Annotated in this window: 11 protein-coding genes and 1 other RNA gene; 9 read left to right on the top strand and 3 right to left on the bottom strand. The window is 73.0% G+C overall.

Annotated elements, in window-relative coordinates; all coding sequences use genetic code 11:
- Nucleotides 1-58 precede the first annotated feature (58 nt).
- Nucleotides 59-3,613 carry an FHA domain-containing protein gene (locus ACZ3OF_RS26825; RefSeq protein ID WP_467307234.1) on the bottom strand — a complete coding sequence of 1,185 codons (3,555 nt, stop codon included), beginning with the start codon at nucleotides 3,611-3,613 and terminating at the stop codon, nucleotides 59-61.
- 431 nt (nucleotides 3,614-4,044) lie between these two features.
- On the opposite strand from ACZ3OF_RS26825, the gene ACZ3OF_RS26820 reads away from it, so the two are divergent.
- The 4 genes from ACZ3OF_RS26820 to ACZ3OF_RS26805 all read left to right on the top strand — a co-directional run bounded on the left by ACZ3OF_RS26820 (nucleotide 4,045) and on the right by ACZ3OF_RS26805 (nucleotide 9,463).
- Nucleotides 4,045-5,742, top strand: coding sequence for a serine/threonine-protein kinase (locus ACZ3OF_RS26820; RefSeq protein WP_361673775.1), 1,698 nt, complete (start codon nucleotides 4,045-4,047; stop codon nucleotides 5,740-5,742).
- Between the two features lie 107 nt (nucleotides 5,743-5,849).
- Nucleotides 5,850-7,088 (top strand): serine/threonine-protein kinase, encoded by a 1,239-nt coding sequence (locus ACZ3OF_RS26815; RefSeq protein ID WP_361673773.1) that lies wholly within the window; start codon nucleotides 5,850-5,852, stop codon nucleotides 7,086-7,088.
- 71 nt (nucleotides 7,089-7,159) lie between these two features.
- Nucleotides 7,160-8,263, top strand: a complete 1,104-nt coding sequence (gene prfB / locus ACZ3OF_RS26810) for a peptide chain release factor 2 (protein WP_361673771.1) — start codon at nucleotides 7,160-7,162, stop codon at nucleotides 8,261-8,263.
- Between the two features lie 534 nt (nucleotides 8,264-8,797).
- On the top strand, nucleotides 8,798-9,463 hold the full coding sequence (locus ACZ3OF_RS26805) for an LPXTG cell wall anchor domain-containing protein (protein WP_361673769.1): 666 nt from the start codon (nucleotides 8,798-8,800) through the stop codon (nucleotides 9,461-9,463).
- 105 nt (nucleotides 9,464-9,568) lie between these two features.
- Here the strand turns inward: ACZ3OF_RS26805 and ACZ3OF_RS26800 are convergent, their stop codons facing one another.
- A complete protein-coding gene (locus ACZ3OF_RS26800; protein WP_361673768.1) occupies nucleotides 9,569-9,754 on the bottom strand; it encodes a hypothetical protein in 186 nt (61 codons plus the stop codon).
- A 245-nt stretch (nucleotides 9,755-9,999) separates the two neighbouring features.
- Here ACZ3OF_RS26800 and ftsE point away from each other — a divergent pair, with 245 nt between their 5' ends.
- From ftsE to ssrA, 5 genes are all read left to right on the top strand, one after another.
- Nucleotides 10,000-10,689, top strand: coding sequence for a cell division ATP-binding protein FtsE (ftsE, locus tag ACZ3OF_RS26795; protein ID WP_215071052.1), 690 nt, complete (start codon nucleotides 10,000-10,002; stop codon nucleotides 10,687-10,689).
- 21 nt (nucleotides 10,690-10,710) lie between these two features.
- Nucleotides 10,711-11,628, top strand: a complete 918-nt coding sequence (gene ftsX / locus ACZ3OF_RS26790; protein WP_361439415.1) for a permease-like cell division protein FtsX — start codon at nucleotides 10,711-10,713, stop codon at nucleotides 11,626-11,628.
- A gap of 78 nt (nucleotides 11,629-11,706) precedes the next feature.
- On the top strand, nucleotides 11,707-12,906 hold the full coding sequence (locus ACZ3OF_RS26785; RefSeq protein ID WP_361673766.1) for a S41 family peptidase: 1,200 nt from the start codon (nucleotides 11,707-11,709) through the stop codon (nucleotides 12,904-12,906).
- Between the two features lie 18 nt (nucleotides 12,907-12,924).
- Nucleotides 12,925-13,464 (top strand): SsrA-binding protein SmpB, encoded by a 540-nt coding sequence (gene smpB / locus ACZ3OF_RS26780; RefSeq protein WP_260229596.1) that lies wholly within the window; start codon nucleotides 12,925-12,927, stop codon nucleotides 13,462-13,464.
- Nucleotides 13,465-13,569: 105 nt separating this feature from the next.
- Nucleotides 13,570-13,962: a transfer-messenger RNA gene (gene ssrA, locus ACZ3OF_RS26775) on the top strand.
- A gap of 52 nt (nucleotides 13,963-14,014) precedes the next feature.
- Here the strand turns inward: ssrA and ACZ3OF_RS26770 are convergent.
- Entirely contained in the window at nucleotides 14,015-15,379 is a 1,365-nt protein-coding gene (locus tag ACZ3OF_RS26770) for an MFS transporter (RefSeq protein ID WP_467307226.1), read from the bottom strand.
- Nucleotides 15,380-15,434 lie beyond the last annotated feature (55 nt).

Raw genomic sequence — 15,434 nt, 5'->3', positions numbered from 1 at the left:
CCCCGCAATACCGCCTTCCGTGTCAAGTGGGTGATCGTGATTCGCTCGTGACGTTCCGTCAGGAGCGGGCGGCGGGTGTGAGGGGGGACAGGGGGGTGGCGTCGAGAGAGCGTGCGGCGCGGTCGAGGGCGCTGGCGAGGAGCGCCAGATCGGTCGGGCCGTTGCCGAGTTCGCGCACGGGTCTGCGGGTGGGCGGGTCACCCATCCGCTCCCACTCCAGCGGGACGACGGTCGGGCGGAGGGTCGCCGTACGCGGGATGCGGCCGGTGACCCGGCCGGCCTGGAACGGGGTCACGCGGCCGTCCGGGTGCCCGAGCCGTCCCCGGCCGGGCGCCGGGTCGTCGGGCCCGGGCGCGACGGGCGGCGCGTCGAGCACGATCCGCAGGCGGGCGCCGGGGCCGTGGGCCAGCTCCGTGTCCGCCGTCCGGTCGGGGCGTGCGGAGGTCGCGACCAGATGGACGCCGAGACGCGCGCCGCCGCGTGCCACGGCTTCCAGAGCCCGTACGACGGACCCGGCGGCGGGCCGCCCGGGCGAACCGAGCGCGGGCGCGACGAGCGCGTCGAAGTCGTCGACGAGCACGACGAGCCGGGGCAGCGCGGCGGCCTCGTCACCCGCTCGCGGATCGTGCTCCCTGCCGGGGCGCGGAACGAGCCCGGCCGCCGACTGTCCGGGTTCTTCGGCCGCCGCGGACCGCAGGACGCGTCCACCGGCCCGGTCGGCGAGGTCGTCGGCACCGGGGCGTGCGGTGCGGCCGCTGGGCCGGTCGCCGAGGGTGCCGTCGCCGGCGCGGGCCGTGCGGCCGCTGGGGTGGTACGTGAGATCGTCGGCGCCCGCGCGGGTGGTGCGGTGGTCGGTGTCCGCGCCCGTGCGTGTCGTCCGGCCGCTCGGGCGGTACGTGAGATCGTCCGCGCCCGTGCGGGTGCCGTGGCCGTCCGGGCCCGCGCCCGTGCGGGAGGTCCGCCCGCTCGGGCGGTACGTGAGGTCATCGGCGCCCGGCCCGGCGCTCCGGCTGCCGGTGTCCGTGCCCGGGCGGTCGCCGATCAGGCCCTCGCCCGTGCGCAGCGTGCGGCCGCTGGGGCGGTCTGCGACGTCGGCGGCGCGGGCGTCGGGGATGCGGGCGGCCGCGCGGGCGCCCTGGGGCATCGTCTCCGCCGCGCTCGGGCCGCGCTGGCCGATCATGCGTGCCGCCGCCTGGCGGTCGGCGAAGTGCCCGTCGCCCAGGATCTCCGCCCGGCGCTTCAGCTCCGTGCCCAGCGCCTGGGCGAACTCCCGCATCCGTACCGGGTCCGAGGCGACCAGGTGCTCCGTGACGTGCGGCAGCTCCGTGCACGCCGCGAGACCCTCGCCGCGCTCACCGCCCGCGCCGTCGACCAGCAGCAGCCCCAGTCGGTCCGGGCGTCCCCCGGCCGCGAGGGACGCCGCGATCGAGCGCAGCAGCTCCGTGCGCCCACTGCCCGCGGGCCCCTCGATCAGCAGATGGGGGCCCTCCTCCGTGAGGTCCACCGAGACCGGCCCGCGCGGCCCCGCACCCAGGACGGCCGTCCCCTCGCCCGCCGCCGCCCACCGCGTCAGCAGCGAGGCGGGCGTGGCCCGGGCGAGCCCCAGCTCGTCGAGGAGCCGGGAGGACCGGGGCAGCGCCGTCGCCGCCGTCCGCCCGTGCGCGGCGGGGGCGTCCGTACGCAGCGGCGCGACCGCCCGCCCGAAGCGCTCCGCCCAGGCGACCGACACCGCGTCCACCACACCGACGGTCCCATGACCCGCGGCCCGGCCACCCGCCGTACGCAGCAGCCGCAGCGCCGTCGCCACGTCACCGCTCAGCAGGGCGACCGCCCCGCACTCGCGGAAGGCCAGGGAGGCCGCGCACGCGCTCTCGTACGTCGCCGCCACCGGCGACACCGGCGACGCGGCCGGCGCCTCGGCCAGACAGACCAGATGGATACCGGCGGCCGCCCCCGCCCCGGCGAGCCGCGCGGTGGTCTCGCGCAGCGCCGCCGACCCGGGGTCGCCGTCCACGACCACGACCGTGACCGGCCCTTCGTACCGCGCCGCCGCCTCCGCGACCGCCGCGCGGTCGGCGCTCGGCCAGCCCGGTCCGAGCGGGCCGTCGTCGAGCCGCCGGGTGAGCTCCGCCGTACGGGCATGGGCCTGATCGCGGTCGTACGCGAGGAGCAGCCGACAGTCCTGGCCGTGCGCCGGGCGCAGGTGCGGGAGCCAGCCGAGCCAGCCCCAGGCCCGCCGCCGCTCCTCCAGGGAACGGTTCCGGTCCGCGCTGATCAGCACGATCTCCAGATCGGCGGGGGAGTGCAGGGCGGCGAGCTGGGCCACCACGGAGCGGGCGAGTCCGGCCAGCCGGTCGCCGGGGCCCGCGAGCCCGAGGGAACCGGCCTCGCGCAGCCCGACGGTGACCGGCACTCCGGACAGCTCGGCGCGGTCGGTCGTACCGAGCCGGACGACGAGGGCCTCGGGGTGGTCCGGGCCGCGCTCCCAGAGCCGGGGGCCCGGGCCGAGCGCGGTGAGCAGCACGGCGGCCGGGTCGGGCCAGGTCTCGGGGCTGGGCGGGGGACCGGGGGGCCGTTCGCCGGCGAACTGGGCGTCGGTGTCCGCGCCGAGGTCGGCACCGGGGACCGGCAGGTCCTCCCTGGCACCGGCGAACCGACGCGCCCACGCTCCTATCCCCCGCTTGCCGCGCGGGGGAGCGGTCTGGCGCGGGGTCTGCCGGGTCCTGCTGTGCGCCTCGCCTCCCGAAACCGCGCCGTCCACGGGCTCCTCGGCGCGCGCGTGCGCGGGCGAGCCTCCGTGCGTCGCGTCGGCGGACAGGGAGAAGGCGCCGCCGCCGAGCGCCGTACCCGCGCTCGTACCCGTACCCGTACCCGTGCTCGTAGCCGTCCCCGCGCTCGTGGCGTGGCGTGAGGACCCGGGCTGGGAGCCGGGCTCGGCCTCCTGCCCGGCCCCGCCCGCCGCCCCGAGGTCCACCCGCAGGTGGCCCTCGCCGTCCGGGGCCGTCGGCAGGGTGTCCGTACCGGGGTCGCCCGGGCCCGTCAGGCGGAGGGCGGACTCGCCGAGGCGCAGCAGGGCGCCGGGCGCCAGCCGGACGGGGCGGTCGCCGACCGCCACGCCGTCCAGCGTCGTCCCGTTCGTGGAGCCGAGGTCCGCGACGGTGACGCGGCCGTCGTCCCCGACCGTGACCGTGCAGTGGACCCGGGAGACGTCGGGGTCGTCCAGCGGAACGTCCGCGTCCAGGGAGCGGCCGATCCCGACCGGGCCGCGGTGCAGCAGGTGCACACCGCCCGCGTCGGGCCCCGCGACCACGTGGAGCCGGGCCGATGTGGCCTCGTCCGGCCGGTCGTCCTCGCCGGGGACCTGGAGCGTCAGCACCGCGCCGTCGACCAGCGGGGGCTCGCCGAGCGAGCAGCGCCGCGCGTCGAGCCGCTCCCGGCCCGCGTAGAGCACGGTCGAACCGGAGAGGGAGGTGTCGGGCCCGGAGACGGCGGCCGCCAGACCGGAGGCGACGGCGGCCAGCGCCGTCCCGGCCGGAGCGGTGACAAGCACGTCGCAGGCGCGCCCCGCGCCGTGGCCGGCGTGCGGCGCGAGGACGGTCAGCCGGATCTGCATCGCCGTCAGCGGTCCCTTCTGCGCGTGGTGCCCGGCAGGGGGACCGCCCGTGCCTCCCCCCACCCGGCACGGACACGTCGTCCGGTACAGGTCGGCACGGCGCGGGGGCTCCCGACCCTCGACGCGCGTGCTGTGTGCATCCTCGCACCTGCCGCTGACAACCCGCCTGCGGGTCGCCTCCAAGTGATCTTGAATGGTCGGCTGTGGACGTAAAAGTGCCTGGTTGAGTACGCCTTCCGACCTCCGTGGCAACCGCCGGTGCGCCATGAGCGTCTTGTTTTCGGACAAGTCCGGCGTAGGAATCAGCCGTCTTGGGGTCGACCCCTGACCCGTTCGGCGGCACTAAAGTGGGTCGGACACCCGGACGGGTCACAACAGAGGACAAGGACCCCGGGACCCCCCAGGACCACGATCAGCAGGGAGCGCGTGACGTGCGGCCAATCGGCAGCAAGTACCTGCTCGAGGAGCCGCTCGGACGCGGCGCCACGGGCACCGTCTGGCGAGCCCGCCAGAGGGAGGCCGCGGGCGCCGAGGCGGCCGTGCAGGGCCAGCCCGGCGAGACCGTGGCGATCAAGGTCCTCAAGGAGGAGCTGGCCAACGACGCGGACATCGTGATGCGCTTCCTGCGCGAGCGGTCCGTGCTGCTCCGGCTCACCCACCCCAACATCGTGCGCACCCGCGACCTGGTCGTCGAGGGCGATGTCCTCGCGCTGGTCATGGACCTCGTCGAGGGCCCGGACCTGCACCGGTACATCCGCGAGAACGGCCCGCTCACCCCGGTCGCCGCCGCGCTCCTCACGGCCCAGATCGCCGACGCGCTCGCCGCCAGCCACGCCGACGGCGTCGTCCACCGCGACCTCAAGCCCGCCAACGTGCTGCTCTCCGAGCAGGGCGGCCAGATGCACCCGATGCTGACCGACTTCGGCATCGCGCGCCTCGCCGACTCCCCGGGCCTGACCCGTACGCACGAATTCGTCGGCACGCCCGCGTACGTCGCGCCGGAGTCCGCCGAGGGCCGTCCGCAGACCTCCGCCGTGGACATCTACGGTGCGGGCATCCTGCTCTACGAGCTGGTCACCGGCCGTCCCCCGTTCGCCGGCGGAACGGCCCTCGAAGTGCTGCACCGCCACCTCAGCGAGGAGCCGCGGCGTCCCTCGACCGTCCCGGGCCCGCTCTGGACGGTCATAGAGCGCTGCCTGAGCAAGGACCCCGACCGGCGGCCCAGCGCCCAGAACCTGGCCCGCGGCCTGCGTGCCGTCGCCGCCGGCATCGGTGTGCACGCCACACCCGCGCAGATCGAGGCCGCCGACGGTGTCGGCGCGCTGCTCGCCCCCGACCCGGCGCCCGCGCCGGTCCCGGAGACCCCCGGCGCCGCCGACCCGACCCAGGTGCTGCCCAGCGGGGCGGGCGCCCACTACGACCCGGCCGCGCCGACCAGCGTCATGCAGACGTCCGGCCCGATGGGCGGCGCGGACCCGACCGCGGTCATGCCTCCCGTACCGCCGCAGCCGCCGCAGGGCGCGCCGGACGAGGAGCAGCCGCACCCCTGGCAGAACCAGCTGCGCGCGGCCCGTGACCGCAACGAGCAGACGCAGGTCCAGTACCTGGACCCCAGCGAGGACCCGCTGCGCCGCCGTCCGCAGCGCCAGCCGCAGCCGCCGCAGCACCGGCAGGGGCCGCCGCAGCCGTACCAGCAGCCCCAGCAGCCGCCCCGGTACCAGCAGCAGCCGCCGCAGCAGCAGTACGCGCCGCAGCCGCCGCAGCACCAGCAGCACCAGCCGCAGCAGTACTCGCGGCCCCAGCAGGCGTACAACCCGCCGCAGCCGCCCCCGCAGACTCCGCAGCCGCCGGCCCGCCGTGAGCCGCGTGCGCCGCGTCAGCGCGGCGCCAACCCCATGCGGATCCCCGGGCTCGGCTGCCTGAAGGGCTGTCTCTTCTCGATCCTGCTCTTCGTGGTCGCGGGCTGGCTCATCTGGGAGCTGACCCCGCTCCAGAGCTGGATCGCCGAGGGCAAGGGTTACTGGGAGGCCCTCGGGGACGGGATCTCGTCCTTCACCGACTGGGTCTCCGGCCTGGCGGACTCGACGGGCACCGACAGTGGTACTACTACCGGCGGTACGGGGCAGTAGTACTGCCGATTTATCGACTTCCGAGGGGTGATTTCCCCTCGGAAGTGACGACCGGCGGCCGCGGACGCGTAACTTTGACGCGTCCGCCAGCCGCTGAGGGAGCAGTCTTGGCACGGAATATCGGCAGCCGCTACACGGCCCACCAGATCCTCGGTCGGGGCAGCGCCGGCACGGTGTGGCTCGGCGAGGGCCCCGAGGGCCCCGTCGCCATCAAGCTGCTGCGCGAGGACCTGGCCTCGGACCAGGAGCTCGTCGGCCGCTTCGTCCAGGAGCGCACCGCCCTCCTCGGTCTCGACCACCCGCGCGTGGTCTCCGTCCGCGACCTCGTCGTCGACGGCAACGACCTGGCCCTCGTCATGGACCTGGTCCGCGGCACCGACCTGCGCACCCGCCTCGACCGAGAGCGCAGGCTCGCCCCCGAGGCGGCCGTCGCGATCATCGCCGACGTCGCCGACGGACTCGCCGCCGCGCACGCCGCCGGAGTCGTCCACCGTGACGTCAAGCCGGAGAACATCCTGCTCGACATGGAGGGCCCGCTCGGCCCCGGCGGCGCCCACCCGGCGCTCCTCACCGACTTCGGCGTCGCCAAGCTCATCGACACCCCGGGCCGCACGAAGGCGACCCGGATCATCGGTACACCGGACTACCTCGCCCCGGAGATCGTCGAGGGTCTGCCGCCGCGCGCCGCGGTCGACATCTACGCCCTCGCGACCGTCCTGTACGAGCTCCTGGCCGGCTTCACGCCCTTCGGCGGCGGCCATCCGGGCGCCGTGCTGCGCCGCCACGTCACCGAGACGGTCGTCCCGCTGCCGGGCATCCCCGAGGAGCTGTGGCAGCTGATCGTCCAGTGCCTGGCCAAGGCCCCGGCCTCCCGGCTGCGCGCCTCGGAGCTGGCAAGCCGGCTGCGGGAGTGCCTGCCGCTGCTGGCCGGGCTGCCCCCGCTGGACGTGGACGAACCCGACGACGCGGAGCAGCAGACGCCGGAGCCGCGCGAGGAGGACCCGTACCCGACGGGTGGCGGAGGTGCCGCCCCCCGCCGGGCCGCCGTCCCGCTGGTCCCCGGTGCCGCTCCCGACTCCAACCGGGACACCCACACCTCCATGCGCGTCCCCGCCCCCGACGAGCTCGCGGGCGGCCCCCTGGGCACCGCACGCGCCCCGCGCTCGGCGAGCGCCCGGCGCCCCGGCTCGGCCCGCCACAAGGCCGGGACGGTCCGCAAGCGCCGGATCACCCTCTCGATCGCGGCGGTCGTCGTCGCGGGCGCACTGGGCGTGGGCGGCTATCTGGCGACCGCCGAGGACGGCGCCGCACCGCCGCAGGACTCGAAGACGTCGACGGAGCCGTAGCCGCAGCCGTACCGGGAGGTCGGTGGGGTCGGCGGGGTCTGGCATTTGCGGTGAGCCGTTACGCTGGACGCGTGGCAGTCGTCGATGTATCCGAAGAGCTGAAGTCCCTCTCCTCGACCATGGGGTCGATCGAGGCCGTACTGGACCTCGAACAGATGAGGGCAGACATCGCCGTGCTCGAAGAGCAGGCCGCGGCCCCGTCCCTCTGGGACGACCCGGAGGCGGCGCAGAAGATCACCAGCAAGCTTTCGCACCTCCAGGCCGAGGTCCGCAAGGCCGAGGCCCTGCGCGGCCGGATCGACGACCTCGGGGTGCTCTTCGAGCTCGCCGAGGAGATGGACGACCCGGACACGCGCGTCGAGGCGGAGACGGAGCTGGTCTCCGTCCGCAAGGCGCTGGACGAGATGGAAGTCCGTACGCTCCTCTCCGGCGAGTACGACGAGCGCGAGGCGCTGGTCAACATCCGCGCGGAGGCGGGCGGCGTCGACGCGGCCGACTTCGCGGAGCAGCTCCAGCGCATGTACCTGCGCTGGGCCGAGCGGCACGGCTACGGCACGGAGATCTACGAGACCTCGTACGCGGAAGAGGCCGGCATCAAGTCGACCACCTTCGTGGTCAAGGCGCCGTACGCGTACGGCACGCTCTCGGTCGAGCAGGGCACGCACCGTCTGGTCCGCATCTCCCCGTTCGACAACCAGGGCCGCCGTCAGACGTCCTTCGCGGGCGTCGAGATCCTGCCGGTCGTCGAGTCGTCCGACCACGTCGAGATCGACGAGTCCGAGCTGCGCGTGGACGTCTACCGCGCCTCCGGCCCGGGCGGCCAGGGCGTCAACACGACCGACTCGGCGGTGCGCATCACGCACCTCCCGACGGGCATCGTGGTCTCCTGCCAGAACGAGCGCTCCCAGATCCAGAACAAGGCGAGCGCCATGAACGTCCTCCAGGCCAAGCTCCTCGAGCGCCAGCGCCAGGAGGAGCGCGCCAGGATGGACGCCCTGAAGGACAGCGGCAGCTCGTGGGGCAACCAGATGCGCTCCTACGTCCTGCACCCGTACCAGATGGTCAAGGACCTCCGTACGGAGTTCGAGGTCGGCAACCCGCAGTCGGTCCTGGACGGCGAGATCGACGGCTTCCTCGAGGCGGGCATCCGCTGGCGCAAGCAGCAGGAGAAGTAACACCCACGTCGCTCCACCACGATGGGCCCCGCACGCGCGCGTGCGGGGCCCATCGGCGTACGCCCAGGGGCAGGTAAGCCCAGGCGCAGGCCTTCGGACAGGACTGCTGATGCCGGGCCAGGTCGAGGGTGTGGGTGTCGGGTTGGCCGTACGGACGGCCGGGGGCCGTGTCTGCGGCCGGAGTTCATCGGCGCTCCCGCAGGGGGCCCACGGGTCGCCGTGGAGGATTCGCGGGCGCAAGCGGAAACCGGGTCTGCCGGGCGCTTTGTCGACAAGGGAACTGGCCTCACCAGGACGGCAGTTCCACGTTTACGTCACAGTTGCATCCCCGCATGGCAGGCAACTCGTGATCTTTCGGGCATCGCACGCGCAACGACCTTGACGCGTATGCGGAAACTCGGAAGGGTGGCACGCGGCATGCGTATCTATGGGGCGTGTGTGACCGGGGGCTGGTTGAGTGATCACGCCGCCCCCGTGCCCGTGGCCCCGAACGCGGCTCCATGACGAGATTGAGCTACTGGGGGTAGCAGGCACATGACGAAGAAGACGCGGGTCCGTTTCGCACGGATAGCCGCAGGTGCGGTGATCGCCGCCGGTGCGTCCCTGACCGCGGCCGGCGCCGCTCAGGCTGTGGGTGTCGACCTGAACATCGGCGTCCAGGCCGAGCTGCCCGAGGTCGACCCCACCTGCATCCCGGGCACGCCCGGCTGTGAGGAGACTCCGCCCACCACGCCGCCGGTGACCACGCCGCCGGTGACGACCCCGCCGGTCACGACTCCGCCGGTGACGACTCCGCCGGTGACCACGCCGCCGGTGACCACGCCGCCGGTCACGACTCCGCCGGTGACCACGCCGCCGGTGACCACGCCGCCGGTCACGACCCCGCCCACCACGCCGCCGACGACGACGCCGACCACCCCGGGTGAGACGCCTGCGCCGACGACGCCGAGCGACGACTCCACCGACGACGCCGGCACCTGCACCGTCGACGTCGACGGCGCCGAGTGCGTCAACAACAACCCCGACACCGACAACGCCGGCTCGCAGCCCGTCGAGCAGGGCAAGGCCAAGGAGGAGCTGGCCGAGACCGGCGCCGCCGAGACCTCGTTCCTGATCATCGGTGCCGCGACCATGATCGCCGGTGGCATCGGCTTCCGGATGCTCCCGCGTCTGGTCGGCGGTGGCCGCGCCGCTGTCTGAGCGGTTCGGTGACCGTCAGGTCGTAAGGGCATGAAAGAGAGGGCCGGGGGCGCACCCCCGGCCCTCTCTCGTGTCCGGCTCGTATGCGGAGGCCCCCGTGGGGTCCTACGCGGTCTGCAGTGCGGCGAGCAGCGCCACCATCGCCACCAGGGCGACCACGAGCGCCAGCACCATCGCCGGGGTCAGGCCCGTCGACGGGTCGAGGCGTTCCCGGTTCGCGCGGCAGACGGGGCAGCGGCCCTCCGCGACGGGGGCCGCGCAGTTGGCGCACACCAGTCGGTCATAGGTCATGCGCTCTCCTCCTCCCGCACAGGGTCCACATCGGGAACAACGCCCGGTGGCACCCGAGCGTTCCCCTACCACTGTGCCAGCTCCGAGGCGTTTCGGCGCGCCCCGTCGGATTACACCCGGATCGCATCGCTTCCGCCCCGAAGGGCGAAAAGGATAAAGCACGCAAGCCGGGACCGCGACTGCGCGCGCCATCGTCGGTCGCGTAAGGTCGCGCACACCTACTCCCGGCCGACCGTGGTGCATCCGTGATCCGATTCGACAACGTCTCCAAGTCCTATCCGAAGCAGAACCGCCCCGCGCTCCGGGATGTATCCCTGGAGATCGAGAAGGGGGAGTTCGTCTTCCTCGTCGGTTCCTCCGGCTCCGGAAAGTCGACTTTCCTCCGGCTGATCCTGCGCGAGGAGCGCTGCAGCCATGGCCAGGTGCACGTCCTCGGCAAGGACCTCGCCCGGCTGTCCAACTGGAAGGTGCCCCACATGCGGCGCCAGCTCGGAACCGTCTTCCAGGACTTCCGGCTGCTGCCCAACAAGACCGTGGCCGAGAACGTCGCCTTCGCCCAGGAGGTCATCGGCAAGCCGCGCGGCGAGATCCGCAAGGCCGTGCCCCAGGTCCTCGACCTCGTCGGCCTCGGCGGCAAGGAGGACCGGATGCCCGGCGAGCTCTCCGGCGGTGAGCAGCAGCGCGTCGCGATCGCCCGCGCCTTCGTCAACCGCCCGATGCTGCTGATCGCCGACGAGCCCACCGGCAACCTCGACCCGCAGACCTCCGTCGGCATCATGAAGCTGCTCGACCGCATCAACAGGACAGGGACCACCGTCGTCATGGCGACCCACGACCAGAACATCGTCGACCAGATGCGCAAGCGCGTCATCGAGCTCGAAAAGGGCCGCCTCGTCCGCGACCAGGCGCGCGGCGTCTACGGATACCAGCACTGAGCAGGTAGGGGATAGAACACCATGCGCGCTCAGTTCGTGCTCTCCGAGATCGGCGTCGGCCTCCGGCGCAATCTCACGATGACCTTCGCCGTCATCGTCTCCGTGGCCCTCTCGCTCGCCCTGTTCGGCGGTGCGCTGCTCATGCGCGAGCAGGTCAGCACGATGAAGGACTACTGGTACGACAAGGTCAACGTCTCCATCTTCCTCTGCAACAAGAACGACGCGGCCGCCTCCACCAAGTGCGCCAAGGGCGCGGTGACCGCGCAGCAGAAGGAGCAGATCGAGGCCGATCTGAAGAAGATGGACATCGTCGAGACCGTGCACCACGAGTCCACCGACGAGGCGTACAAGCACTACAAGGAGCAGTACAGCGACACCGCCATCGCCTCGGTCATCACGCCCGACCAGATGCAGGAGTCGTTCCGGGTCAAGCTCCACGACCCCGAGAAGTACAAGGTCGTCGCCACGGCCTTCGCCGGGCGGGACGGTGTGGAGTCCGTCCAGGACCAGCGCAACATCCTGCAGAACCTATTCGACCTGATGAACGGCATGAACATCGCCGCGCTCGGCGTCATGGGGTTGATGCTGGTCATCGCGCTGATGCTGATCGTCAACACGGTGCGCGTCTCCGCCTTCAGCCGACGGCGTGAGACCGGCATCATGCGACTGGTCGGCGCCTCCAGCTTCTACATCCAGATGCCGTTCATCATGGAGGCCGCATTCGCCGGTCTCCTCGGCGGCGCCGTCGCCTGCATCATGCTCCTGGTCGGCCGGTACTTCCTCATCGACCACGGCATCGCACTCGCCGACAAGATGCAGCTCGTCAACTTCATCGGCTGGGACGCCGTCCTCGCCAAGCTGCCGCTCGTCATCGCGATCGGCCTGCTGATGCCCGCACTTGCGGCCTTCGTCGCGCTGCGCAAGTACCTCAAGGTGTGAGAAGAGACCCCTGAGTGCCCCGGGCGCCGTACGGTCAACCACCGTACGGCGCCTTTCGCTTGTCCTAGAGTGGGCGCCATGTCGGCTGTCGACCCGGGCTCCCGCCCCGACCTCTGTCTCCGGCCCCGCGGAGTTCTCCGTGGGGCTGCCCTGACGCTGGTCTTCGCCGGAGTGCTCGCCACGGCCGCGGCCACCGGCTCCCTGCCCCGGCAGGAGGCCGCCACCGTGAAGCGCGCCCAACAGACCGCCCCGCGCGACACCGTCGACCCCGCCGACCTCTCCCGCGCCGCCGCCGAGGCCATGGCCGACGGCAAGTCCGGCCAGCAGGCCGCCGAGGAGTTCGTCAGCCGCAGCGGCGACCGCTGGGGCGCGGTGTACGGCCCCGCCGAGTTCGAGGAGTTCGAGCAGGCTCTCGACGGCTCCTACACCGGCGTCGGACTCTCGGCGCGGAAGGCGGGCGCCGGCCGGATCGAGATCAGCCGCGTCCAGGCCGGCGGACCGGCCGCCCTGGCCGGGCTGCGGGCCGGCGACCGCCTCCTCACCGTCGACGGACGCGACACCGCCGCCCTCTCCGTCTCCGAGGTCGTCTCCCTGCTGCGCGGCGACGGCGCCGCCCAGGCCGGCTCCACCGTCGCCCTCCGTGTCGAGCGCGGCCGCTCCGCCTGGACACAGACCCTGACCCGGGCCCGGCTCGCCACCGACGACGTCACCGTGCGCCGTCTCGACGACGGGACGGTACTGATCAAGGTGACCGCCTTCACCAAGGGCGCGGGCGAGCGGGTTCGGGACGCGGTACGGCGCGCCCCGGCCGGCGCCGGGGTCCTCCTGGACCTGCGGGGCAACGCCGGGGGCCTGGTCGCCGAGGCCACCGTCGCCGCCTCCGCCTTCCTCGACGGCGGCCTGGTCGCCACGTACGACGTCGACGGCGAGCAGCGGGCGCTGTACGCGCAGAGCGGCGGCGACACCCGGCGGCCCGTGGTGGCGCTGGTCGACGGGGGCACGATGAGCGCGGCCGAGCTGCTCACCGGCGCCCTGAAGGACCGCGGCCGGGCCGTCACCGTCGGCTCACGCACCTTCGGCAAGGGCTCGGTGCAGATGCCGAGCGCGCTGCCCGACGGCTCCGTCGCCGAGCTGACCGTCGGCCACTACCGCACGCCCTCCGGACACGGCGTCGACGGCCTGGGCATCACACCGGACCTGGTCGTCAGCGACACCACCGGTCAGCGGGCCGAGGAGCGGGCCAGAACAGTATTGAGTGGCCTCGGAGGGGGCTCGTAGTGCGAAAATGGCCGCACTATGGCAAAGGGACTCGTGAACGTGCAGGGCAAGCCTGCGAAGAAGAAGGACCCGGAGAAGGGTCCTGAGCGCAAGATCATCGCGCAGAACAAGAAGGCGCGCCACGACTACCACATCATCGACACCTACGAGTGCGGTGTGGTGCTCATGGGCACCGAGGTGAAGTCGCTCCGGATGGGCCGGGCGTCGCTGGTCGACGGCTTCGTGCAGATCGACGGGCACGAGGCGTGGCTGCACAACATCCATGTGCCCGAGTACATGCAGGGCAGCTGGACCAACCACTCGGCGAAGCGGAAGCGCAAGCTGCTCCTGCACCGCGCCGAGATCGACAAGCTGGAGGCGAAGTCCCAGGAGACGGGTCACACGATCGTGCCCCTCGCCCTGTACTTCCTGAAGGGCCGCGTCAAGGTCGAGATCGCTCTCGCCAAGGGCAAGAAGGAGTACGACAAGCGGCAGACGCTCCGGGAGAAGCAGGACACGCGCGAGACGAACCGGGCGATCGCGGCGGCGAAGCGGCGCCAGCGGGCGGCGGCCGTCTAGGCTCCGTGCCGCCGCCTCCCCTTAATGCGCTGGCAACCGTGCGCGGTCGTCACGTAGCATGGGGCCTGCACCCCACAGCGGGTGCACACCTTGAAAAATCAACATGGGGATGATCGGTTTCGACAGCGGATGTCGAAGCAGGGGAAGCGTGTCGAGGAAGCGGCAATGATCTCGTAAACCATATGTCGCAACCAATAATCGCCAACTCCAAGAGCGATAACTCCCGCTTCGCCCTCGCTGCCTAATTTTAGGTAACGAGCAGAAGCCTCTGTGAGGAGCGTCAGCCCGGGGAAGGTCCCGACCCGGATCCTGGCGTCATTTAGGGATCTAAACCTCTAGCCCCGGTCACGGGGGCCTGAGGGAAATCAAACAGTGACTGAGCCCGTCGGAGACTTGTCCGCGTGATCTCCGGGGCTGAGAAACTCCTAGCGGACTGCACACGGAGAAGCCCTGTTTCTGCACCGTTGGACGCGGGTTCGATTCCCGCCATCTCCACTCATCCCATGTGGGCACAGGCCCGGCAGTCGTCACGACGACCGCCGGGCCTCTGTCATTCCCGGACCGCTCCCCGCGCCTGCCTCGTGCGCGTCGCCTCCTGTACGAGGGCCAGAGCCGCCGCGGCCGTCGGGATCAGGAACGCGTACGCCGTCGACGGGGCGTGCTCCGCCGCCCAGCCGCCGGTGGCCGAGCCGACCGCGACGCCCGCGAGGAGAGCGGTCACGGCCAGCGTCATGCCCTCGTTGAGCCGGCCCGGCGGGGTCAGCCGCTGGACCAGGGCCATGCCCGTGACCATCGTCGGGGCGGTCGCCATGCCGGCCACGAGCAGCCCGGCCGCCAGGGCGAGCAGGGAGTCGGCCGACGCGCCGAGGAACGGCAGCGCCATCAGGCAGGTCATCGCCACCAGGCAGGTGCGCAGCCGGCCCGAGCGGCCCGTACGGCCGTAGACCAGGCCTGCCGCGCAGGAGCCCGCGGCCTGAAGGGCCAGGATCGGGCCGGCGAGCGGGCCGTCCACATGCGCGAGCGTCACGACCTCCATCGCGCCGAAGACCGCGCCCATGGCCAGGAAGACGCCGAGCAGCGGTACCGTGCCGGGCCCGCGCAGGAGGGAGCCGGGCGCGGTGGCGGAGCGGGGCGTGACCGGGGGTTCGGTGGAGCGTTGGGCCGTGAAGACCAGCACACCGGTGAGGAGCAGGACCGCGCCGGCCAGCGTGCCCGCCTCCGGGAACAGCGCCGTGCACAGGAACGCGGCCAGGACCGGGCCCAGCATGAAGCACAGCTCGTCGACGGCCTGCTCGAACGCGTTGGCCGTGTGCAGCGTGGCGGGGTCGTCGCGCAGCAGGTGGGCCCAGCGGGCGCGGGACATCCCGCCGGTGTTGGGGCTCGTCGCGGTCGCCGCGTACGCGACGAACAGCGTCCAGACCGGCGCCCGGTGGTGCACACACAGCAGCAGGGCCAGCGAGCCGAGCACGGCCAGCGCCGTGGCGGGGACCGCGACCCGGGCCTGCCCGTGCCGGTCGACGAGCCGCGCGGTCCAGGGGGCGACCACGGCGGTGGCGGCCATGCCCGTCGCGGTGACGGCCCCGGCGAGCGCGTACGAACCGTACGCCCCCGCGATCATGATCACCGCGCTCACGCCGAGCATCCCCATGGGCAGCCGGGCGACGAGGTTCCCGAGGGTGAACGCACGGGCGCCGGGGACGGCGAAGAGCCGCCGGTACGAGCCGGAGCGGGGGGTCGCGGGGGTGCGGGGGCTCCGGGTGACGGCCTGCGTGAGGGTGCGGGGTTCCGGGGTGACGGTCTGCGCGAGGGTGCGCGTGGTCGGTGGAGAGGTACGCGGCTCGGGGGTGTTCGGCTCCCGGTAGCGCGGGGCGAGCGCCGGGCCCGCCGGGGTGAGCATCAGATCGTGGTGCGGCATGCTCCCAGCCTCCGGGGAGCCCTCGGCCGTGGTCCAACACCTGATCCGTGGCCAT

The organism is Streptomyces sp. NPDC022552 (assembly GCF_055561875.1).
The sequence above is the reverse complement of the archived record's forward strand: the minus strand, read 5'-3'. Positions and strand labels throughout refer to the sequence as shown.